Below are 19556 nucleotides of genomic sequence, written 5' to 3' on the forward strand. Positions count from 1 at the left end.
CGGGGCCCCCGGCGTGTCCTCCATTCAACGGCCCCTTTACCGGGCCTCATGCATGAGGCCTCGGGCGGAAGCCCGGAGGGGGCCTACAGCAGCGCCTGGAGCAGGATGTCCTGCCCGTGCTGCTCGAAGGTGAGGTCCTTGACGGAGAGGGCCTGGGTCATCTCCTTCACGCCCAGGTCGCCCGCCCAGGACATGCCCTGGCGGCCCAGCAGCTTGGGGGCGAGGAACAGGGCCAGCTCGTCCGCCAGGTGCTCGCGCAGGAAGCTGCCGTACATCTCCGCCCCGCCCTCCACGAGCACGTGGTTGAGGCCGGACTTGCCCAGCCGCCGCAGCAGGGCCTTCAGGTCCACCCGGTCGCCCTTCTTGCGCAGCTGCCACACCTCCACGCCCTGGGCCAGGAAGCGATTCGCCTTGCGCCCCTCCGGGTCCTCCAGTGTGGCGATGATGGTGCGCGCGGGGCTCTTCTGGGTGAAGACGGTGTAGCCGGGCGACAGGCGCAGGTGGCTGTCCACCACGACGCGCAGCGGGTCCTTGCCCTTGCCGCCAGGCAGCCGCGTGGTGAGCTTGGGGTCGTCGTGGCGCACGGTGTTCGCGCCCACGAGGATGACGTCCACGTTGTCGCGCAGCCGGTGCACCCACTCGCGCGCCTTCTCGCCCGTCACCCAGCGCGAGTCCCCCGTGGCCGTGGCCAGCTTGCCGTCCAGCGTCGCCGCGGCCTTCAGCGTCACCCAGGGCATGCCCGTGCGGATGGACTTGAAGAAGGGCCGGTTGAGCTTGTCGGCCTCCTCCTGCAGCACGCCCGTGACGACCTTCACCCCGGCACGGCGCATCCGGGCCACGCCCTTGCCGCTCACCTTGGGGTTCGGGTCCGAGGAGCCGGTGAAGACGCGGCGCACCCCGGCCTCGATGATGGCCAGGCTGCACGGCGGCGTGCGGCCGTAGTGGTCGCACGGCTCCAGCGTGGAGTAGAGGTCCGCGCCCCTCGCGCGGGAGCCGGCGGCCTCCAGCGCCACCACCTCCGCGTGCGCGGTGCCCGCCTTCTTGTGGTAGCCGCGGGCGATGATGCGACCGCCCTTCACCAGGACGGCGCCCACCACCGGATTGGGGCTGGTGCGGCCCAGGCCCTTGGCGGCTTCCTCCAGGGCGATGCGCATGAAGAACTCGGCCACGGCGCGGTCGAAGTCCGCCGCCCGTTTCGCCCGGGGCGCCCTGGTGGCTTCCAACCTGGCCCGCGTGAGCAGCCGCATGGTGTGTCCCCTCAGCTCCCCCGGCCCGGCGCGAGGGGCGGCTTCGCCTTGCGCTCGCGCTCCTGGTCCTCGAGCAGGTCCTTCAGCTCATGCATGAACTCGGAGATGTCCCGGAAGCTCCGGTACACGGACGCGAAGCGCACGTAGGCCACCTCGTCCATTTCCTGGAGCCGGCGCATGACCTCCTCGCCGATGACGGACGAGTTGATCTCCTTCTCGCCCATGCCCTGCAGCAGCCGTTCGATGGCCACCACCGTCTCCTCGAGCTGATCCACGGACACCGGCCGCTTCTCACACGCCTTCTTCAGCCCGGAGACGATCTTCTCACGGTCGAACGCCTCGCGCCGGCCGTCCTTCTTCACGATGAGCGGGTAGAGCTCCTCCACCCGCTCATATGTCGTGAAGCGGCGCTTGCAGGCCAGACACTCGCGGCGGCGCCGGATGACGGAGCCCTCGTGCGACTCGCGAGAGTCGATGACCTTGTTTTCGGCATCCTGGCAGAACGGGCAGCGCATGGAGACGGAGCGAGGCTCCTGGTCCCTTCGATTACTTGAGCCGCGAGGAGTACAGGGGGAAGCCCTGCGCGAGTTCCTTCACCTGTCCGCGAATGCGGGCCAGCGCCGCGTCGTCCTGGGCCGAGTCCAGCGCGGCGCCAATGAGCTTGCCCACCGTGGCCATCTGCGCCTCGCGCATGCCGCGCGTGGTGATGGCCGGAGTGCCCACCCGGACGCCCGACGTCACCATCGGCTTCTCCGGGTCGAACGGAATCATGTTCTTGTTCACGGTGATGCCCGCCTTGTCGAGCACCGCCTCGGCCACCTTGCCCGTGAGATTCTTGGGCCGCAGGTCCACCAGCATCAGGTGGTTGTCGGTGCCGCCAGAGGTCAGCCGCAGCCCGGCGGACTTCAGCGCCTCCGCCAGCGCCTGCGCGTTGGAGACAATCTGGCGCTGGTACGTCTTGTACTCAGGCGTCAGCGCCTCGCGGAAGGCCACCGCCTTGCCGGCGATGACGTGCATCAGCGGACCGCCCTGGATGCCGGGGAAGATCTGGCTGTTGATGGACTTGGCGTAGGGCTCGCGGCCCATGACCAGGCCACCGCGAGGACCGCGCAGCGTCTTGTGCGTGGTGCTGGTGACGATGTCCGCGAAGGGCACCGGCGAGGGGTGCACGCCCGCGGCGACCAGGCCCGCGATGTGCGCCATGTCCACCATCATCGCCGCGCCAACCTCGTCGGCGACCTCGCGGAACTTCGCGAAGTCCAGCGTGCGCGGATAGGCGCTGGCGCCCACGACGATGACCTTGGGCTTGTGCTCGCGCGCCAGGGACTGCACCTGCGCGAAGTCGATGGTCTCCGTCTCGCGCGTCAGGCCGTAGTGGACGACCTTGTAGAGCTTGCCGGAGAAGTTGAACGTGGCGCCGTGCGTGAGGTGGCCGCCGGAGTTCAAATCCAGCGACAGCATGGTGTCGCCCGGCTTCATCAGCGCCATGTACGCGCCCATGTTCGCCTGGCTGCCGGAGTGCGCCTGCACGTTGACGAAGTCCGCGCCGAACAGCTGCTTGGCTCGGTCGATGGCGAGGTTCTCCACCACGTCCACCACTTCGCAACCGCCGTAGTAGCGCTTGCCGGGGTAGCCCTCCGCGTACTTGTTGGTGAGCACGGAGCCCACCGCCTCCATGACAGCGGGGCTGACGAAGTTCTCGGAGGCGATCAGCTCCAGACCATCTTCCTGGCGCTGCGTCTCGTCGTGGACGGCCCGGAAAATCTCGGGGTCCACGTCGGCCAGAGTGCGGGTGTTCTCCATGGCGGCTTTCCTCTCGACAACGGGTACCGCGACGGCCACTAGCCCTGGGACTCGGCCTCGCGAATCATCTGCACGCGCCGCTCGTGGCGACCGCCCTCGAACGCGGTGCCGAGGAACGCCTCCAGGATGGCCCGGCCCACGCCGGAGCCCACCACGCGCTGGCCCAGGCACAGCACGTTGGCGTCATTGTGGGCCCGCGCCATGCGTGCCTCGAACTCCGTGGTGCACAGGGCCGCGCGGATGCCCCGGTGCTTGTTGGCGACGATGCTCATGCCAATGCCGGTGCCACACACCAGCACGCCCAGGGTGGCCTCACCGGACGTCACCGCCCGGGACACCCGGGCCGCGAAGTCCGGGTAGTCCACGGAGTCCCGCGCAAACGGGCCCACATCCTCGTGGGCCACGCCGCGCTCCTTGAGCGCCGCCACCAGTTCCTGGCGGAGCTCCAGGCCCGCGTGGTCCGAAGCAAGAATGACTTTCACGCGGGTCTCCTTCGGCCACCTAGAAGCGCTTGAACAGCAGCACCGCGTTGGTGCCACCGAATCCAAACGAGTTGCTCATCACCGCGTCCACCTTGGCCTCGCGGGCCGCGTTGGGCACGTAGTCCAGATCACACTCCGGATCCGGGCTCGTCTGGTTGATGGTGGGCGGCAGGATGTTGCGCGACAGCGCCAGCGCGCTGACCACGCCCTCGTATCCACCCGCCGCGCCGAGCATGTGGCCCGTCATGGACTTGGTCGACGACACCGCCACCTTGCGGGCGTGGTCCCCGAACACGGCCTTGATGGCCTTCGTCTCGTTCGCGTCGTTGAAGGGAGTGGAGGTGCCGTGGGCGTTGATGTAGCCCACCTGCTCCGGGTTCATCCCCGCCGACTGGAGCGCCAGCCGCATGCAGCGCGCCGCACCCTCGCCTTCGGGCGCCGGCTGCGTCACGTGGTACGCATCCGAGTTGGCGCCATAGCCCACCAGCTCCGCGAGAATCCTGGCACCGCGCTTCTTCGCGGCCTCCAGCTCCTCGAGGATGAGCATGCCCGCGCCCTCGCCCATGACGAAGCCGTCACGGTCCTTGTCGAACGGGCGGCTGGCCGCGGCCGGGGCATCATTGCGCGTGGACAGCGCCTTCATCACCGAGAAGCCACCCAGCCCCAATGGGGTGATGGCCGCCTCGGCGCCGCCGGCGATGGCCGCGTCCGTTTCGCCCAGCTTGATGGACTTCCAGGCCTCGCCAATGGCGTGGGCGCTGGTGGCACAAGCGGACACTGGAGCCCAGTTGGGCCCCTTGCAGTTGTAGCGCATGGAGATGAGGCCAGGCGCCATGTTGACGATCATCTGGATGATGAAGAAGGGCGACAGCCGGTCAAACCCCTTCTCCAGGCCCTTGCGGTGCTGCTCCTCCAGGGAGGAGATGCCGCCAATGCCCGAACCCACGATGACGCCCACCCGCTCTGGCGTGTAGCCATGCGGCACGTCCGGGCCCACGGGAAGCCCCGACTCCTCCACCGCCATCGCCGCCGCGGCCATGGCGTACTGCGCGTAGAGGTCCATTCGGCGCACTTCGCGCCTGTCGATGAACTTCTCCGGCTCGAAGTCCTTCACCTCGCCGGCGATTCGCGTGTCGATCTTCTTGGGGTCGAAGCGCGTGACGAGGGAAATGCCTGAAGTGCCGGCAAGCAACGCCTGCCAGTTCTTCTCGGTTCCTGTACCCAGTGCCGAGATGAGCCCGGTACCGGTGATGACGACTCGACGGTGTGACACGGTCCTCTCCGGTGGCGCCTGGGACGCCGGGGACGCCGCGCTGGACGCGGCGTCTCCCCGCCCCCCGGCACGCCGTGGTGCTGCCTACTTCTTGTGGGTGGTGATGTAGTTGATGGCGTCGCCGACGGTCTTGATGTTCTCGGCCTCCTCGTCGGGGATCTCGACCTCGAACTCCTCTTCCATCGCCATCACGAGCTCCACGATGTCGAGGCTGTCGGCGCCAAGGTCCTCGATGAAGGAAGACTCGGGCTTGATCTCATCCTCTCCCACCCCGAGCTGATCGGCGATGATGCCCTTGACCTTGGTCTCAATTGCGGACGTCGACATAAGTGCTGAACCCTCCAGGAACCAGATGTAGGCCCGGAAGGCTTCCCGAGCCCTGTCGAAAGCCGGCGCGGTATATCCCACGCACGCCGGCAATCCAACCTTGGGTTACATGTACATGCCGCCGTTGACCTTCAGGACCTCGCCGGTGATGTAGGACGAAGCGTCACCTGAGAGGAAGAGAACGGCCTGGGCCACCTCCTCCGGGTTGCCCAGTCGTCCCAGCGGGATGCCCTCGGTCATCTTCTGGCGCAGGTCGTCATTCAGGTGGGCCGTCATGTCCGTCCCGATGAAACCCGGGGAGACGGCATTGACGCGGATGCCTCGGCTGGAAAGCTCTCGGGCCACCGTCTTCGTCAGACCGATGAGTCCTGCCTTTGCCGCCGAGTAGGCCGCCTGTCCGGGATTGCCCATATCCCCCACGACGGAGGTGATGTTCACGATGGCGCCGCCCCGCTGCTTCATCATGGGACGGCTGGCCGCGCGGATGAGGGCGAAAGGCCCCCGCAGGTTGGTGTCCAGCTGCTTGTCCCAGTCCTCGTCCTTCACCCGCATGACCAGGCCATCCACCGCCATGCCGGCGTTGTTGACGAGCACGTCCAGCCGGCCGTGGGCCTTGACGATGCCCTCCACGGCGCTCGTGCAGGCGGCGGTGTCGGACACGTCGAAGCGCAGCGACTCCGCCTTCGCGCCCTCGGCGGTGAGCAGGCCCACCGTCTCCTGGGCCGCCGCCTCGTTGCCCGCATAGCTGATGATGACCGTGGAGGCGCCCGCCTTCGCGAAGGCCACCGCGCACGCCCGGCCGATGCCGCGCGAGCCACCCGTCACCAACACCACCTTGTCCTTGAAGCTCATGCGCTCACCCCAGCGCCGCGAGGACCTTCTCGAGGCTCGCGGCGTCTTCCACGTTGAAGAGTTCGATGTCCTTGGTGATGCGCTTGATGAGGCCGCACAGCACCTTGCCCGGGCCCAGCTCCACCACGCGCGTGACGCCCTCGGCCTTCAGCGCCTCCACGCATTCAATCCACCGCACCGGCGCGCTCACCTGCTCCAGGAGCAGCGGAATCACGCGGGCCACGTCCGAGTTGGGCCGCGCCTCCACGTTCGTCACCACCGGCACCGACGGCGCCACCAGCCTCACGCCGCCCAGCACCGCCGCCAGCTTCGGCTTCACCGGCTCCATCAGCGCGCAGTGGAAGGGCGCGGACACTGGCAGCGGCATCACCCGCTTGGCCCCGGCCTCCTTGCACTTCACGCCCGCGCGCTCCACCGCCGCGGCGTCGCCGGCAATCACCGTCTGCTCGGGCGAGTTGTAGTTGGCCGGAGACACCACCTGGCCCTCCGCCGCCGCCTCACAGGCCGCCTTCACCTTGGCCGGCTCCAGGCCCAGAATCGCGGCCATGGCGCCCACGCCCGCGGGCACCGCCTCCTGCATGAAGGTGCCGCGCGCGCGCACCGCCCTCGCCGCGTCACCCAACGACATGGCGCCCGCGGCCACCAGCGCGGAGTACTCGCCCAGCGAGTGGCCCGCGACGAACGAAGCCACCGGGCCCCGCGTCGAGAAGACGGCGTGCGCCGCCACCGACACCGTGAGGATGGCCGGCTGCGTGTTGGCCGTGAGCTTCAGCGCATCTTCTGGCCCCTCGAAGCAGAGCTTGGAGAGCTTCTCTCCGAGCGCGTCGTCCGCGGCCTCGAAGACGGCGCGGGCCTCGGGGAACTTCTCGAAGAGGTCCTTGCCCATCCCCACGGCCTGGCTGCCCTGCCCGGGGAACACGAATGCGACCTTCGCCATGTGCGGTCTCTGCCTCCTGAAACGTCCAGTCCTGTTGCCCGACTACCAGCGCACCACCGCGCTGCCCCACGTCATGCCCGCGCCAATCGCCATCATCGCGATGACGTCTCCGGGCCGGAGTCTTCCGGCGCGGTGGGCCTCGTCCAACGTCATGGGCAGGGACGCGGACGACGTGTTCCCGTACTTGTGCAGGTTCAGCCAGCACTTGTCGCGGGGAATCTCCAGCCGCTCCAGCGCCGCGTCCAGGATGCGGACATTGGCCTGGTGCGCGATGACGTGGTCCACCCCCCGCGCCGTCAACCCGTGAGAGGCCAGCGCACCCCGCGTGGAATCCACGAGCGCGCGCACCGCGAAGCGGAACACCTCCCGGCCCTTCATCTTCAGCTTGTGGAGGTGGGCCCGCAGCCCCTCCTCCGTCATCGGCGTGCGAGAGCCGCCGCCCGGAATGGTGAGCGCGTCCGCGAGCGTCCCATCGGTGAACAAGTGGGTGGAGAGGATGCCCCGCCCCTCCTTCTCCGAGGGCGCCAGCACCATGGCCCCCGCCCCATCCCCGAAGAGCACGCAGGTGTTCCGGTCCGTCCAGTCCACCACCCGCGTCAGGAGCTCCGCGCCCACCACCAGCGCCCGCTTCACCTGTCCGGAGCGCATGAATTGATCCGCGATGCTCATCGCGTACAGAGAGCCCGCGCACGCGGCGGCCACGTCGAAGGCGAAGGCCCGGCGCGCGCCCAGCCGCGCCTGCACGAAGGCCGCGCACGAGGGCATGGGCATGTCCGCGGTGATGGTCCCCACCACGATGAGGTCCAGCTCCTCCGGCGCCACGCCCGCCATCTCCAGGGCCTTCAGCGAGGCGGCGACGGCCAGATCGCTGGTGGCTTCGTCGTCCGCGGCGCGCCTTCGCGCGTGGATGCCGGTGCGCTCACGAATCCAGGCATCGGACGTGTCCACGCACGCCTCCAGCTCCTGGTTGGTGATGACCCGGGAGGGAGCGTAGGAGCCGGTGCCGATGATCTGCGTGCATGCCACGAGGGTTCTCCCGAAAAGGAGCTTCATCGAACCCAACGCCCAGGCGCCGGTCTCTAATCGGAAACGGCTTCTTCTGTCCCTCTTTTTCCCCTCGGGTGGGTAGGGAGCCAGGCGGCGGCCCTGGCGATGCATCGCGTCAGTTCCTCCTGGAGTCCCCCCTGCGCGGTGGCCAGCGCGGCGCCCAGGGCGTTGTGGATGGCTCGAGGAGAGGAGCGCCCGTGGGCCACGATTCCCACGCCTCGCAGGCCCAGCAGCGGAGCGCCTCCGTACTCGGCGTAGTCCACCATCTTCCGCAGGCCCTTCAGGGCGGGCTGGAGCAGCAGCGCCCCCAGCTTCTCCGACAGCCCACCCCGCTTCTCGATGGCCTGACGCAGCATGCCGATGACGCCCATGCCCACGCCCTCGGATGTCTTGAGGACGACATTCCCGGTGAAGCCGTCCGTCACCACGACCTGCACGTCGCCGGAGAAGAGGTCCTTGCCCTCCACGTAGCCGCCGAAGTCCAGGTCGGACTGGCGCAACAGGTCGCTCGCCTCGCGCGTCAGAAGCGTCCCCTTGGACGCCTCCTCCCCGTTGGACAGCACCGCGACGCGGGGACGGGCCACGCCCAGCAGCAGGCGGACATAGGCCTCGCCCAGCACGGCGAACTGCGCCAGATGCGACGGCCGGCAATCCACGTTGGCGCCCGCGTCCAGCAGCAGGCAGCGCCCGCCGCCCTTGAGCGCGGGGAAGAGCGCGGCGATGGCGGGGCGCTCCACGCCCGGCAGCCGGCCCAGCGTCATCAAGCCGCCCGCCATGACCGCGCCGGAGTTGCCCGCGGACACGAGCGCATCCCCGTGCCCGTCGCGCACCAGCTCGAAGCCCACCCGGAGCGACGAGTCCCGCTTGCGCCGGAAGGCGGTGGAGGCGTGGTCATCCATCTCCACGACCTCGGACGCGTGGTGCACGCGGAGGTTGGGCGGAGGCAGCCCGCGCCCCAGGTGGGGCGTCACCCGGGCCGTGTCCCCCACGAGGACGACCTCGTGCTCGGGATGGGCCCGGGCGAAGAGCACTCCGCCCTCCACCGGCGCCCCCGGCGCGTGATCTCCCCCCATCGCGTCCAGGACCAGCCTCATCCCCGCCCTCTCCGTGTCTGCGTGCGTGTCAGCTCGAAACCCACCCGGCCCGCCGGGCGGCGCGCAGCACACCAGGAACCTCCCAGGGGGGCAACGACTCGCTTGCCCCATGGCATGGGGTGGGTCCAGGTGGGCAGCGCCGCGTCGAGCGGGGGCGCCAGGTCCGGATGATCCGCGGGGCGGGCAGAAATGAGCCCATCACGAGCGTTGTCCCGGCGGGGCGCGTGAGGTATCTGGCGGTCGGGCGGCCCCGAGGCACTTCGCGGTGTGACTGGGCAGTACACGCGCATTGACTCGGGCCGGATGAGCCGCTAGGGTCCGCCGCCTTTCAAGCCGGACCAGGAGTACGCGAGCTCGTCGCGACTGCTCCAAGGCCGGTGTTGACCGACATGTTGCGCAGGCAGCCGGGGACCCCGGCACAGCGCGTGAGACAGAGGTGAGCCGTGGGCGTCCCCAAGAAGCGTACTTCGAAGATGCGTCGTGACACTCGTCGCGCTGGCAACAACAACCTGCGCACCGCCGTGCAGGTGACCAAGTGCCCCAACTGCAAGGAGCCGGTGATGCCTCACCGCGCCTGCACGTCGTGTGGCCAGTACAAGGGGCGCGAGCTGCTGCCCCAAGCCGAGGCCTGAGGCCTTGCCAGTGACGCTCCTGAAGAGGGGCGTCGAGCAGCACGAAGGGCCGCGCCTCCCCAATCGGAGGTCGCGGCCCTTGCTCTTTTCCGGCCCCGAATCCCAGCGGGGCCGGCGTCCTCGGCGGACGTCAGTTGCCGAGCTTGATGTTCTTCAGCGACGCCAGGCGGGGGTCCACCTGCTTCGTGTCACACTGGCACTGGGCCTCGTTGAAGTTCGTGCCGCACTGCGAGCACAGGCCCTTGCAGTCGTCCTTGCAGACCAGGTTCATCGGCAGGGCGAGCAGCACCTGCTCGCGGACGATGGGGTCCAGGTCGATGGTCTTCCCATTGAAGACCTCCTGGTCCACGCCATCGATTTCGAACGAACCGCCCGTCTCCCCCTGCTGACGCTCCTTCTTCTCCATGGACTTCTCGTCGTCGTCCTTGAAGTCGTCGCCCCGGGCCATCGACTCGGGCACGAGGTTCAGCGAGAAGACGACGGGCAGCGCCAGCTCCACGTCCTTCAGGCAGCGCTTGCAGGGACTGGTGACGTGCACGGTGAAATTGCCGTTCAGCAGCACCCCGCCGCTCACCTTGCGCAGCGTGGCCTTGAGCTGGGATGCCTGCGTGGCCCGGAAGCCGGTGTCCAACCCGGACGCCGTCCCTTCCAGCGCGGCGCCCAGCAGCTCCGGCGAGATGGGCTCGTCCAGCTTGAGCCCCGACTCATGAATTTGTTCAACCTTTACGAGCATTTACGCGACATCCAGGTAAAATTGGGCGGGCAACATAGAGGGCGGCCCCTCTAGCGTCAACACGCCCGGGTTCAACAGCACCGCGAAGATGTCACTGCGCCGTCACCACCGGTGGGGTGGCCTTCGTGGATTCTCCAGACAACGCTTTGATAGGGTCGGTTTGATGCACAGGCACGATTTGCCGTTGCGCGTGGGGGCACTCTTCCTCGTCGTGGGCCTCCTGGCTCCACCGGGGCTTGCCCGTCCCCTCTTCCCCGCGCCTGCCCTCTCGCAGCTCGGGCCAGCAAGCCCAGAAATCACCCGCGCCCGCGAGCAAATTGACGACGGCGAGTTTGAGGAGGCCCGGCGCACGCTCCAGGCGGGCCTGGACACCCCGGACGTCACCGACGACCAGCTCGTGGAGCTCTACCGCCTGCTCGGCCTCACCGCCCTGTACCTGGGCGACGAGAACCAGGCGCGCGAGGCCTACGAGAAGCTGCTCCAGGCCCGTCCCGACTACGAGCTGCCCCGCACGGCGCCGCCCAAGCTGCGTTCGCTCTACGCGCGCATCAAGGAGGACATCCGCAGCCGGCGCGTGCGCCCGGTGACGCTCGACGTGGATCCGATTCCGGATCCACCGGGCGGCGAGCCCATCGTCGTGGAGGCCACCATCCAGGAGCTGGCGCTGGGCGCCCGCGCGCGGCTGTTCTACCGGCGCGCCGGAGACCAGGCCTACAACTCCGTGGACTTCGTGAAGGACCGGGGCGAGAAGGAGCGCTTCCGCGCCGTCGTCCCCGCCTACGACGTGCCCGTGGAGCCGGAGCCCTACGAGGTGGAGTACTACTTCGAGGTGGTGGACGCCGCGCAGCGCCGGCTCGCCGGACGCGGTGACTCCTTCCAGCCCATGCTCTTCCAGGTGGCACCGCAGCGCTCGACGGCCGCCGCCGAGGTCTCCGAAGGACGCCCCTGGTACAAGAGCCCCTGGCTCTGGGTGGCCGTGGGCGCGGTGGCCATCGGCGGTACCGCGGGCGTGGTGGCCCTCTCCTCCTCCGAGGACCGCGGCCGCGTCCCCATCACCATCCGCGTGGACCCTTCCCAGCCATGAGCCTCCGCCTCTTGAAGTCCCTGCCGCTCGCCTTCGCGCTGTGCGCCTGCGGTCCCACGGACTCCGGCAGCGCCGGCCGCTTCGGCCTGGACGTGACGATGTCGCGCGCGGTGGCCGCCGAGGTCCACGCGCTCCAGGTCAGCGTCCTCGAGGACGGCTCGCGCCGCAGTTGCACCGAGCTGCAGCGCACCTGCCTCAACACCCAGGTGAAGCGCGAGGAGCTGGTGGTGCTGGAGGACTCGCGCGGCAACGAGGGCCGCGCGCTGCGCTTCACCGTGGACCTGGCGGCCATGCAGAACGGCGGCAGCCAGGCGCTCGAGGTCGACGTGCCGGTGGGCCGCGACTACGCGCTCGTCATCGAGGCCATCGCCGTGGGCGCGCCGTCGCGCTTCCTCGGCAGCTCCTGCAACTACCTCAAGGTCGTCAACTCCGGGGACAACGCCCCGGTGGTCGCCGCGCCGCTCGTGTTGACCGAGCAGTCCTGCGACCCCTCCATCGGCCCCTGAGCAAGGCGGCGCTCCTCGCCCGCGCTCGCGGCCCCCCGCGGCTACACCTTTTCCGTCGAGCTTCCACAGGACTTCCGAGAGGACCCCATGACGCGCATCCTGATCATCGAGGACGAGCAGGACCTCGCCGGGCTCGTCGAATACAACCTCCGGGCCGCGGGCTTCGAGACGGAGTCGGCGAACACCGGCGCCGGAGGCCTTGCCCGGGCCCGGGCCCATCCACCCGACCTGCTGCTCCTGGACCTGATGCTGCCGGACATCGCGGGCGGCGAGGTGCTGCGCATGCTCAAGCAGGACCCGGAGCTGCGAAAGACGTCCGTCATCATCGTCAGCGCCAAGGGCCAGGAGTCGGACCGCGTGCAGGGCCTGGAGCTGGGCGCGGACGACTACGTGGTGAAGCCCTTCTCCGTCCGCGAGCTGCTCCTGCGCGTCAAGGCCGTGCTGCGCCGGGGCGACGCCGACGAAGGGCCCGCGCAGGTGCTCGCCGCCGGGGACATCCTCCTGGACACCTCGCGCCACCAGGTGCGCGTAAAGGACGTGGAGGTCGTCCTCACCGCGCTGGAGTTCCGCCTGCTGCGCACGCTGCTGGAGCGAAGCGACCGGGTGCAGACGCGCGAAACCCTCCTCTCCGATGTCTGGGGCATCCAGGCGGAGATCCACACGCGCACCGTGGACACGCACATCAAGCGCCTCAGGGAGAAGCTGGGCCCCGCGGGCGACATCATCGAGACGGTGCGCGGCGTCGGCTACAAGCTCAGCCCTCCCTAGGCCGCCCGCTCCATGCCCCTGCGCTACACGCTCCTGCCCCTGTTGATGCCGGCCACCCTGGTGGGCCTGCTCGTGGCCGCGCTGGGCACCCCCGGCGCCGCGGTGCCCGTGGCGCTCATCACCCTGGCCGGCTCCCTCATGGCGCTGGGCCTGAGCCGTGGCGCGCTGCAACGACAGCTGGACAGGCTGGCGCGCAGCACGCGGGGCCGCGCCGAAGGCGGTGGCGGACCGACGCCGGACCCGGACCGGCTGGAGGAAGTGGCCAGCCTCGAGGGCGCCATCGACTCGCTGCACACCCGCCTGTCCGCGCGAAACACGGAGCTCACCCAGGAGTCGCGCACCCTCACCGCCGTGCTGGACAGCATGGCCGAGGGCATCTGGGTGACGGACGCGGAGGGCACCGTGGTGCGCCACAACGACGCGCTCCGGAACATCCTCCAGACGGGCGCGCCCATCGTCGGCCAGCGCCCCCTGGCCGTCATCCGCGATGACCAGCTGCACGACGCCGTCATGCGCGGCTGCCGCGAGGGGAACTCCAGTCACCTGGAGCTCTCGCTCGAGGGGCTGTTTCCCCGCACCCTGTCCGTGCGCGTGACGCCCCTGGGAAGGGACTTGCCGGGCAGCGCCGCCGTCTTCCACGACGTCACCGAACTGCGCCGGCTGGAGAAGGTGCGCAAGGACTTCGTCGCCAACGTCTCCCACGAGCTGCGCACGCCGATTACGGCCATCCGGGGCTACGCGGAGACGCTCCAGGGAGGAGCGCTCGGGGACGCCCAGGTGGCTCCACGCATGGTGGAAATCATCCACCGCCAGTCCGAGCGCCTGTCCGAGCTGGTGGAGGACCTGCTGGAGCTGTCTCGCCTGGAGTCGCAACAGGTGAGCCTGAGACTCACCGACGTCCCCCTGGCCGAGGCCGCCGCCCGGGCCGCCGACACGGTGCGCCCCAAGGCCGAGGGCAAGGGCCAGGTGGTTTCACTCCATGTCCCTGCGGGACTGGTGGCGGTGGGAGACCCGCGCGCGGTGGAGCAGGTGCTGCTCAACCTCCTGGACAACGCGGTGAAGTACACCCCGGCGGGTGGGCGGGTGGACGTGGAAGGAGCGTGCGAGGACGGGCGGTGCGTGGTGCGCGTCCGGGACACCGGGGTGGGCATCGAACCGCGCCACCTGTCGCGCATCTTCGAGCGCTTCTACCGGGTGGACAAGGGCCGGAGCCGGGACATGGGAGGCACCGGGTTGGGTCTTTCCATCGTCAAGCACCTGCTCCAGGCCATGGACGGCGAGGTCAAGGTCGAGAGCCAACCGAACGAGGGCAGCACCTTCACCATTTTTCTGCCCCAGGCGGCTCCCGCTCGGTCTGCGACGGGGTAGGATGGCACGACCATGCGGGTCGCCATCCTCGCGGACATTCACGGCAACCTCCCCGCCTGCGAGGCCGTCCTCGAGGACATCGCGCGCTCCGTTGCGCCCGACTACATCGTCGCCGCCGGCGACCTCGCACTGCGCGGAGCGCACCCTCGCGAGACGGTGGACCTGCTCTTCGACCGCTGCGACTCGGTGCTGATGGGGAACACCGACTGCTACCTCGCCGGGAACTACCTGGGCGGTGCGTACCGCGAGAGGGACCACTGGAAGACGGAGCTCTTGCGCTGGACAAGAGACCAGCTCGGCGAGGCGCACCTGCGCCAGTTGGGCGCCCTGCCCTTCTCCGTGCGTTACACGCCGCGCAAGGGACAGGACCTCTTCGTCTGCCACGCCAACCCGCGCAACCTCGAGGAGTCGCTGGACCCCACGCTGGATGACGTCGCGGTGCGCCGCTACTTCGCGCACCTGGACGCGGCGGCGTGCGCCTTCGGCCACCTGCACTTCCCCTACCGCCGGCGGGTGGGCCGCATGCTCATCGCCGACGTGGCCAGCGCGGGGATTCCGCGCGACGGAGACCTGCGCCCCGCCTACGGCGTCTTCACGTACACGCCCAAGGGCTGGCGCGTGCAGATTCGCCGGGTGCGCTACCCGGTGCGCAAGGCCACCCAGGCTCTCACCGCGCGCCGCGTCCCGGGCGGTCCGCTGCTCATCCACAAGCTCGTGGAGGCGCGCTACCGCCATCACAACGCCTTGATGGAGGCCGCGCGCCGCCACTCCGGCCTGCCACCCGCGGGCCCCGTGCTGCGGCCTCCGCCGGGCGCCCCCATTCGCAACGCGGCGGTGCCCCTGGAGGGACGTGCTCCTCCGGACGTGGACCCCACCTCGCTGCCCACGGACCTGGATGGCACCGTGACGGACGCGACACCGCTGCCGCTGGATGTGTTGAACGACCTGGACGGCTGAGCTTTGTCGCCGGGACGTTGCTTGCCCGGGACGGTGGCGGGTGGTTGAGGCAGGCCACCATGTCCGCTCGCGAACTGCCGCTGCTGCTCGTCCGCCACGCCGAAGCCGAAGACACGCATATTCTTGGGGATGAAGCCCGCGCCCTCACCCCGGAGGGCCGCGCCCTCTTCCGTCAACACGCGCGCAAGCTGGCCCGCCTCACCCCGCTGCAAGGCATCGTCACCAGTCCCCTGGTGCGCGCCGTCCAGACGGCGGAGCTGCTCGCCGAGGCCCTGGGCCTGTCGCGCGTGGAGGTCCACCCCGCGCTGGTGCCCCGCAACAGCGCTCCCCGGCGCATCCTGAAGCTGGCACGGGAGCTGGGGCCGGGCTTCGCGCTGGTGGGCCACAACCCCTCGCTGGAGCAGGCGCTGGCGCTCGCGCTGGGCGACGACACCCAGGCGCCGGAGAAGCTGCGCAAGGGCACCGCGGTGGCGCTCCAGTCCACCGGGGATGACGCGGGCTTCCAGCTCGTCTGGTGGGCCGCGCCGGGCCGCGCGCTCAAGCGCTACGACGCGGGGGGGTGAGGCGCTCAGCCCTCCGCGGCGCCCACGAGAAAGGACACCAGCAGCAGCGTCAGCACCACGGTGGTGATGGCCACGTAGAGCCGGTCCTTCTGCTGCCGGAAGATGAGCAGCGACAGCGCCACGCGCATCACCGGCACGGCCATCATCACCAGGAGCCCCGCCATGACGAAGGACTGCCCTCGCGCGGCCATGGCGCCCGCCACCACGTCCGCCAGCCCGTGCGGCACGGGGTGCGGCGCGGTGAGGCGCTCCAGGGCCTCGGACGACACGAGGTAGTCGGGGTGGCGGAAGAACGTCACCAGCGTGCCCAGCGTCACCAGCGACATGCTGACGAGGACGCCGTAGCGCAGCAGGTCGCTGATGAGCAGCTCGGGCACCAGCGGAACGGCCTCTGGCCCCACGGGCAGCGCCACGCTGGACGGTGGCAAGGGGCGGGGCTCGGGCTCGGATGACGGCGCTTCATTCATGACGACCACCCCTTGCGCAGCATCTCGAAGGCCACCCACAGCAGCACGCCCACGAAGAGCGCGCGCAGCCACGACGCATTCACCCTCGCCATCAGGTGACGTGAGCCCAGCCACGCGCCCAGCGTGACGCCCACGCAGACGGGGCCCGCGATGAACGGGTCGATGTGGCCTCGCGCGAAGTAGACGCCCGCGCTGGCCGCCGCCGTCACGCCAATCATGAAGTTGCTGGTGGCCGTGGACACCTTCAGCGGCAGCCGCATGGTCAGGTCCATGGCGGGCACCTTCAGCGCGCCCGAGCCGATGCCCAGCATGCCGCTCACCGTGCCCGCCACGTACATCAACCCCAGCCCCGCAAGGGGGCGGGTGACGCGGTAGCTCACCTCGCGGCCGGTGGACTCATCCCAGTAGCTGCCGTGCAGCGCCAGCCGGTCCGCCAGCGCGTCCTCGGGCACCGGCGCTTCCTCGCTCGCGTGCATCCGCCGCAGCATCACCAGCGCCGAGTACGCCATGACGGCGCCGAAGACGAGGTACACCCCGCGCCCTCCCACCCGACCCGACAGGAAGGCCCCGGTGAGCGCGCCCGCCGTGGTGGCCAGCTCCAGGAACATGGCCACGCGCATGTTGGCCATGCGCTCGCGCACATACGCGGCCGCCGCGCCGCTCGACGTGGCGATGACGGAGACGATGGACGCACCCACCGCGTAGTGGATGTCCACCTTCAACAGCAGGGTGAGGACGGGGATGAGGATGAGCCCGCCGCCGATGCCCAGCAGCGAGCCCAGCAGTCCCGCGCCCACCGAGAAGCCCAGGACGACGAACGTGAAGAGGAAGGGGGTCATGCGGAGCCAGGCCGCATCCTTCCTCTCCAGCGTCCGATTTCCAATCAGGAGTCACGGCCCCATGTGGGCCATGCCCCCTTGCCTGCCTGCTACGAGAGGCCCCAGGCTCAGTGGCCGGCGGCCACGGAGAGAATCCGGGCGACACCCTCGCCGCCGGGCCCCTCCTGGTTCGCCGCCCGACCCTCGCCCGGGAAGAGCGGGTCGCCGCCGAGCTCGCGCAAGAGCGCCTCCCCCACCAGCTCCGTCATGGGGATGAAGCGGCCGTGCGTCGGACGCCAGACGTGAACCTGCGCGTTGGCGATGTCGAACCACCACCCGTGCAGCCGCAGCTTGCCGGCGGCGATGCGCTCCTTCACCACCGGGTACGACGACACGTGCTGGAGCTGCTGGAGCACGTTGAGCTGCGAGAGCCGGTCGTACTCAGGCAGGCCCTCGCCCACCGTGGTGCCCTCCTTGAGGGTGCGCAGCGCCTGCTGGCCATGCTCCAGCCAGCGCTGGAGGTTGGGCGCGCCCGGCACCTGGCCTCCGGCGAGCAGCGCCTTCATCGCGCCGCAGCTGGAGTGGCCGCAGACGACCACGTCCTCCACCTCCAGGTTGCTCAGACCGAACTCGAGCGCCGCGGGCTCGGACTGGTCCCCCGTGGAGACGCCGTGGGCATCCGACGGCGGCACCAGGTTGCCCACGTTGCGAACCACGAACAGGTCGCCCGGGTCCGTCGTCACAAGCAGGTTCGGCACCAGCCGGCTGTCCGAGCAGGAGATGAAGATGCAGTCCGGGGACTGACCCTGCGCCAGACGGGCGAACACTTCGCGATAGGCGGGCCGACCCTTGAGCTGGAAGTCCAGCAGACCACGGATGAGCTTCTTCATGGGGCACCTTCAGACGCGAGAGTGTTGGTGGAAACCTGCGAACCCAGGACAGGACTGGACCGGCTCGTACCGCTGCGGACCCAGACCTCTTCGAGCGACTCCATGACCACCGAGCCGCCCGTCTTGCGATGCGTGTCACTCCAGCTTTCGATGGCCTCGAAACCCGAGTGGTCCAACGTGTCCACGGTCAGGTCCACGCGAACCTTGGACCCCGCGGGCACCTGCGCCAGCGCCGTGGAGAGGCGGGGCACACCCACGAAGGTGAGCGAGCCCGACACCTGCACGAGGAACTCCCCGTGAGCCTGCTTGACGTCCACCTTCACGCTGCCCAACCGCCACAGCAACCGCAGCATGGCCACCAGCAATCCCAGACCAATGCCCGCCAGCAGGTTGATGCCGACGACGCCCGCCACCGTCACCGCGTAGACGAGCACCTCGCCGCGCTTCTGCAGCTCGCGGATGTGGTGCAGGTTCACCAGCTTGGTGCCGACGACGACGAGCAGACCCGCCAGCACCGTCAGCGGCACCAGGCCCGCCACCGAGCCGAGCGTGGTGACGAAGAGCAGCAGCAACCCGCCGTGGATGACCGCGGACCAACGTGACTTCGCGCCCGCCGCGATGTTCGCCGCGCTGCGCACGATGACGCCGGTGATGGGCAGGCCACCCACGAGCCCGGACACCGTGTTCGCCACGCCCTGCGCGAACAGCTCCTTGTCCAGGTTGGCCCGGGGCCCCGTGTGCATCTTGTCCGTGGCCACCGCCGACAACAGCGACTCCGCGCTCGCCACCAGCGCCAGCGACAGCACGGCCGCTACGAATTGACCCCAGTTGCCGGTGGGAATCGCCGGAAGCTGCATGCTGCTGAACACGTTGGCCGGCAGCTCCACGCGCGACACGTCCGCGCCCCAGAGCACCGACGCCGCCGTCGCTCCCACCACCGCCACCAGCGGCGCCGGCACGAGCTTCAGCTTGCCCTTGGCCAACAGAGGCCACACCACCATCAACCCGATGGTGGCCAGGCCCAGCACCGCGGCCGGGCCATGCAGGCCGAGGATCTGCTCCGGCAGCTCCTTGATGTTCTGCCAGGCGCTCGACTGGGGGCTGCCACCCAGGACGATGTGGACCTGCCCCAGCACGATGAGGATGCCGATACCAGCCAGCATCCCGTGAATCACCGCGGGCGAGATGGCCAGCGCCGCGCGCGCCACCTTGAGCCCACCGAAAATCATCTGCACCACGCCCGCCACGGCCACCGCGGCGCACGTCATCGCCAGACCCATGGTCTGGATGAACCCGAACACCATCACCGCCAGGCCCGCGGCGGGGCCGCTGACTTGAAGCGGCGCACCTCCCAACAGGCCCACCACCACGCCACCCACCACGCCGGCGATGAGGCCCGAGACGATGGGCGCACCTGAAGCCAACGCGATGCCCATGCACAGGGGCAGCGCCACCAGGAAAACCACCAGGGAAGCGGGCAGGTCAGCGGCCAGATTCTTCCAGGCCGAGCCAGCGTTCCCATCACTCGTCGTCATGCCACACACCTCCACGAGAAGACGCCACCCCACGGTGGCGCACGCTGAGTCTCGCGGTGCGTCATGGCAACGCCCGTGCCACGACCTAAACGGGCGATTTCACAAGGGAATGCGGCGCCCGGGAGCAGGCGGGCGATGAAAGGAACTTCAAGTGCCCGCGCCGGACTTCAAGA

Annotated in this window: 22 protein-coding genes; 7 read left to right on the plus strand and 15 right to left on the minus strand. The window is 69.5% G+C overall.

Translation table 11 applies throughout. The features are described from left to right. Nucleotides 1-83 precede the first annotated feature (83 nt). From ribD to plsX, 10 genes are all read right to left on the minus strand, one after another. Nucleotides 84-1247, minus strand: a complete 1164-nt coding sequence (gene ribD / locus HUA75_RS42690; RefSeq protein ID WP_174489707.1) for a bifunctional diaminohydroxyphosphoribosylaminopyrimidine deaminase/5-amino-6-(5-phosphoribosylamino)uracil reductase RibD — start codon at nucleotides 1245-1247, stop codon at nucleotides 84-86. Between the two features lie 11 nt (nucleotides 1248-1258). After that, nucleotides 1259-1762, minus strand: coding sequence for a transcriptional regulator NrdR (gene nrdR, locus HUA75_RS42695; RefSeq protein ID WP_141644356.1), 504 nt, complete (start codon nucleotides 1760-1762; stop codon nucleotides 1259-1261). 31 nt (nucleotides 1763-1793) lie between these two features. Beyond that, nucleotides 1794-3050, minus strand: a complete 1257-nt coding sequence (glyA, locus tag HUA75_RS42700) for a serine hydroxymethyltransferase (protein WP_174489708.1) — start codon at nucleotides 3048-3050, stop codon at nucleotides 1794-1796. Between the two features lie 38 nt (nucleotides 3051-3088). After that, a complete protein-coding gene (rpiB, locus tag HUA75_RS42705; protein WP_141644358.1) occupies nucleotides 3089-3532 on the minus strand; it encodes a ribose 5-phosphate isomerase B in 444 nt (147 codons plus the stop codon). Nucleotides 3533-3551: 19 nt separating this feature from the next. Beyond that, nucleotides 3552-4805: a beta-ketoacyl-ACP synthase II gene (gene fabF, locus HUA75_RS42710; protein WP_174489709.1), complete on the minus strand. Its 1254-nt coding sequence runs from the start codon at nucleotides 4803-4805 to the stop codon at nucleotides 3552-3554. Between the two features lie 84 nt (nucleotides 4806-4889). After that, nucleotides 4890-5132 (minus strand): acyl carrier protein, encoded by a 243-nt coding sequence (gene acpP, locus HUA75_RS42715; protein WP_141644375.1) that lies wholly within the window; start codon nucleotides 5130-5132, stop codon nucleotides 4890-4892. Nucleotides 5133-5237: 105 nt separating this feature from the next. After that, on the minus strand, nucleotides 5238-5984 hold the full coding sequence (fabG, locus tag HUA75_RS42720; protein ID WP_141644360.1) for a 3-oxoacyl-[acyl-carrier-protein] reductase: 747 nt from the start codon (nucleotides 5982-5984) through the stop codon (nucleotides 5238-5240). 4 nt (nucleotides 5985-5988) lie between these two features. Further along, a complete protein-coding gene (fabD, locus tag HUA75_RS42725) occupies nucleotides 5989-6921 on the minus strand; it encodes an ACP S-malonyltransferase (protein WP_141644361.1) in 933 nt (310 codons plus the stop codon). 42 nt (nucleotides 6922-6963) lie between these two features. After that, nucleotides 6964-7947, minus strand: a complete 984-nt coding sequence (locus HUA75_RS42730; RefSeq protein ID WP_371745801.1) for a beta-ketoacyl-ACP synthase III — start codon at nucleotides 7945-7947, stop codon at nucleotides 6964-6966. 53 nt (nucleotides 7948-8000) lie between these two features. Further along, nucleotides 8001-9062: a phosphate acyltransferase PlsX gene (plsX, locus tag HUA75_RS42735; RefSeq protein WP_141644363.1), complete on the minus strand. Its 1062-nt coding sequence runs from the start codon at nucleotides 9060-9062 to the stop codon at nucleotides 8001-8003. 443 nt (nucleotides 9063-9505) lie between these two features. Between plsX and rpmF the strand changes: the two genes are divergently transcribed. After that, entirely contained in the window at nucleotides 9506-9694 is a 189-nt protein-coding gene (rpmF, locus tag HUA75_RS42740) for a 50S ribosomal protein L32 (RefSeq protein WP_141644364.1), read from the plus strand. A 130-nt stretch (nucleotides 9695-9824) separates the two neighbouring features. Here rpmF and HUA75_RS42745 read toward each other — a convergent pair whose 3' ends face one another. Next, on the minus strand, nucleotides 9825-10427 hold the full coding sequence (locus HUA75_RS42745) for a DUF177 domain-containing protein (RefSeq protein ID WP_174489710.1): 603 nt from the start codon (nucleotides 10425-10427) through the stop codon (nucleotides 9825-9827). 163 nt (nucleotides 10428-10590) lie between these two features. Here HUA75_RS42745 and HUA75_RS42750 point away from each other — a divergent pair, with 163 nt between their 5' ends. The 6 genes from HUA75_RS42750 to HUA75_RS47820 all read left to right on the plus strand — a co-directional run bounded on the left by HUA75_RS42750 (nucleotide 10591) and on the right by HUA75_RS47820 (nucleotide 15673). After that, nucleotides 10591-11511 (plus strand): tetratricopeptide repeat protein, encoded by a 921-nt coding sequence (locus tag HUA75_RS42750; protein WP_174489711.1) that lies wholly within the window; start codon nucleotides 10591-10593, stop codon nucleotides 11509-11511. Then, nucleotides 11508-12017 carry a hypothetical protein gene (locus HUA75_RS42755; RefSeq protein ID WP_174489712.1) on the plus strand — a complete coding sequence of 170 codons (510 nt, stop codon included), beginning with the start codon at nucleotides 11508-11510 and terminating at the stop codon, nucleotides 12015-12017. The genes HUA75_RS42750 and HUA75_RS42755 overlap by 4 nt, the downstream gene beginning before the upstream one ends. Before the next feature lie 87 nt (nucleotides 12018-12104). Continuing rightward, nucleotides 12105-12785 (plus strand): response regulator, encoded by a 681-nt coding sequence (locus HUA75_RS42760; protein ID WP_141644368.1) that lies wholly within the window; start codon nucleotides 12105-12107, stop codon nucleotides 12783-12785. Between the two features lie 12 nt (nucleotides 12786-12797). After that, nucleotides 12798-14153, plus strand: coding sequence for a cell wall metabolism sensor histidine kinase WalK (locus HUA75_RS42765; RefSeq protein ID WP_174489713.1), 1356 nt, complete (start codon nucleotides 12798-12800; stop codon nucleotides 14151-14153). Between the two features lie 12 nt (nucleotides 14154-14165). Further along, nucleotides 14166-15110, plus strand: coding sequence for a metallophosphoesterase (locus HUA75_RS42770; protein ID WP_141644370.1), 945 nt, complete (start codon nucleotides 14166-14168; stop codon nucleotides 15108-15110). Between the two features lie 59 nt (nucleotides 15111-15169). Continuing rightward, nucleotides 15170-15673, plus strand: coding sequence for a histidine phosphatase family protein (locus HUA75_RS47820; RefSeq protein ID WP_141644371.1), 504 nt, complete (start codon nucleotides 15170-15172; stop codon nucleotides 15671-15673). Nucleotides 15674-15678: 5 nt separating this feature from the next. On the opposite strand, the gene HUA75_RS42780 is transcribed toward HUA75_RS47820, so the two are convergent. The 4 genes from HUA75_RS42780 to HUA75_RS42795 form a co-directional block, all read right to left on the minus strand. Next, nucleotides 15679-16140 carry a DUF1634 domain-containing protein gene (locus tag HUA75_RS42780; RefSeq protein ID WP_174458885.1) on the minus strand — a complete coding sequence of 154 codons (462 nt, stop codon included), beginning with the start codon at nucleotides 16138-16140 and terminating at the stop codon, nucleotides 15679-15681. Next, nucleotides 16137-16979, minus strand: a complete 843-nt coding sequence (locus tag HUA75_RS42785; RefSeq protein ID WP_174458886.1) for a sulfite exporter TauE/SafE family protein — start codon at nucleotides 16977-16979, stop codon at nucleotides 16137-16139. The genes HUA75_RS42780 and HUA75_RS42785 overlap by 4 nt, the downstream gene beginning before the upstream one ends. A 107-nt stretch (nucleotides 16980-17086) precedes the next feature. Then, nucleotides 17087-17848, minus strand: coding sequence for a carbonic anhydrase (locus HUA75_RS42790; RefSeq protein ID WP_141648863.1), 762 nt, complete (start codon nucleotides 17846-17848; stop codon nucleotides 17087-17089). Beyond that, nucleotides 17845-19383 (minus strand): SulP family inorganic anion transporter, encoded by a 1539-nt coding sequence (locus HUA75_RS42795; RefSeq protein ID WP_174489714.1) that lies wholly within the window; start codon nucleotides 19381-19383, stop codon nucleotides 17845-17847. Before HUA75_RS42795 ends, HUA75_RS42790 begins: the two co-directional genes overlap by 4 nt. Nucleotides 19384-19556: the final 173 nt, after the last annotated feature.

The organism is Myxococcus sp. CA040A (assembly GCF_013336725.1).
Lineage (GTDB): Bacteria > Myxococcota > Myxococcia > Myxococcales > Myxococcaceae > Myxococcus > Myxococcus llanfairpwllgwyngyllgogerychwyrndrobwllllantysiliogogogochensis.

Bases quoted from the DNA above. Each gene is read 5' to 3' on its own strand.
- HUA75_RS42755 (WP_174489712.1), top strand. From the start codon at position 11,508: ATGAGCCTCCGCCTCTTGAAGTCCCTGCCGCTCGCCTTCGCGCTGTGC.
- HUA75_RS42750 (WP_174489711.1), top strand. From the start codon at position 10,591: ATGCACAGGCACGATTTGCCGTTGCGCGTGGGGGCACTCTTCCTCGTC.
- plsX (WP_141644363.1), bottom strand. From the start codon at position 9,062: ATGAGGCTGGTCCTGGACGCGATGGGGGGAGATCACGCGCCGGGGGCG.
- fabG (WP_141644360.1), bottom strand. From the start codon at position 5,984: ATGAGCTTCAAGGACAAGGTGGTGTTGGTGACGGGTGGCTCGCGCGGC.
- HUA75_RS42760 (WP_141644368.1), top strand. From the start codon at position 12,105: ATGACGCGCATCCTGATCATCGAGGACGAGCAGGACCTCGCCGGGCTC.
- HUA75_RS42785 (WP_174458886.1), bottom strand. From the start codon at position 16,979: ATGACCCCCTTCCTCTTCACGTTCGTCGTCCTGGGCTTCTCGGTGGGC.
- HUA75_RS42790 (WP_141648863.1), bottom strand. From the start codon at position 17,848: ATGAAGAAGCTCATCCGTGGTCTGCTGGACTTCCAGCTCAAGGGTCGG.
- HUA75_RS42770 (WP_141644370.1), top strand. From the start codon at position 14,166: ATGCGGGTCGCCATCCTCGCGGACATTCACGGCAACCTCCCCGCCTGC.
- ribD (WP_174489707.1), bottom strand. From the start codon at position 1,247: ATGCGGCTGCTCACGCGGGCCAGGTTGGAAGCCACCAGGGCGCCCCGG.
- HUA75_RS42780 (WP_174458885.1), bottom strand. From the start codon at position 16,140: ATGAATGAAGCGCCGTCATCCGAGCCCGAGCCCCGCCCCTTGCCACCG.
- HUA75_RS42795 (WP_174489714.1), bottom strand. From the start codon at position 19,383: ATGACGACGAGTGATGGGAACGCTGGCTCGGCCTGGAAGAATCTGGCC.
- HUA75_RS47820 (WP_141644371.1), top strand. From the start codon at position 15,170: ATGTCCGCTCGCGAACTGCCGCTGCTGCTCGTCCGCCACGCCGAAGCC.
- glyA (WP_174489708.1), bottom strand. From the start codon at position 3,050: ATGGAGAACACCCGCACTCTGGCCGACGTGGACCCCGAGATTTTCCGG.
- nrdR (WP_141644356.1), bottom strand. From the start codon at position 1,762: ATGCGCTGCCCGTTCTGCCAGGATGCCGAAAACAAGGTCATCGACTCT.
- acpP (WP_141644375.1), bottom strand. From the start codon at position 5,132: ATGTCGACGTCCGCAATTGAGACCAAGGTCAAGGGCATCATCGCCGAT.
- fabD (WP_141644361.1), bottom strand. From the start codon at position 6,921: ATGGCGAAGGTCGCATTCGTGTTCCCCGGGCAGGGCAGCCAGGCCGTG.
- HUA75_RS42765 (WP_174489713.1), top strand. From the start codon at position 12,798: ATGCCCCTGCGCTACACGCTCCTGCCCCTGTTGATGCCGGCCACCCTG.
- HUA75_RS42745 (WP_174489710.1), bottom strand. From the start codon at position 10,427: ATGCTCGTAAAGGTTGAACAAATTCATGAGTCGGGGCTCAAGCTGGAC.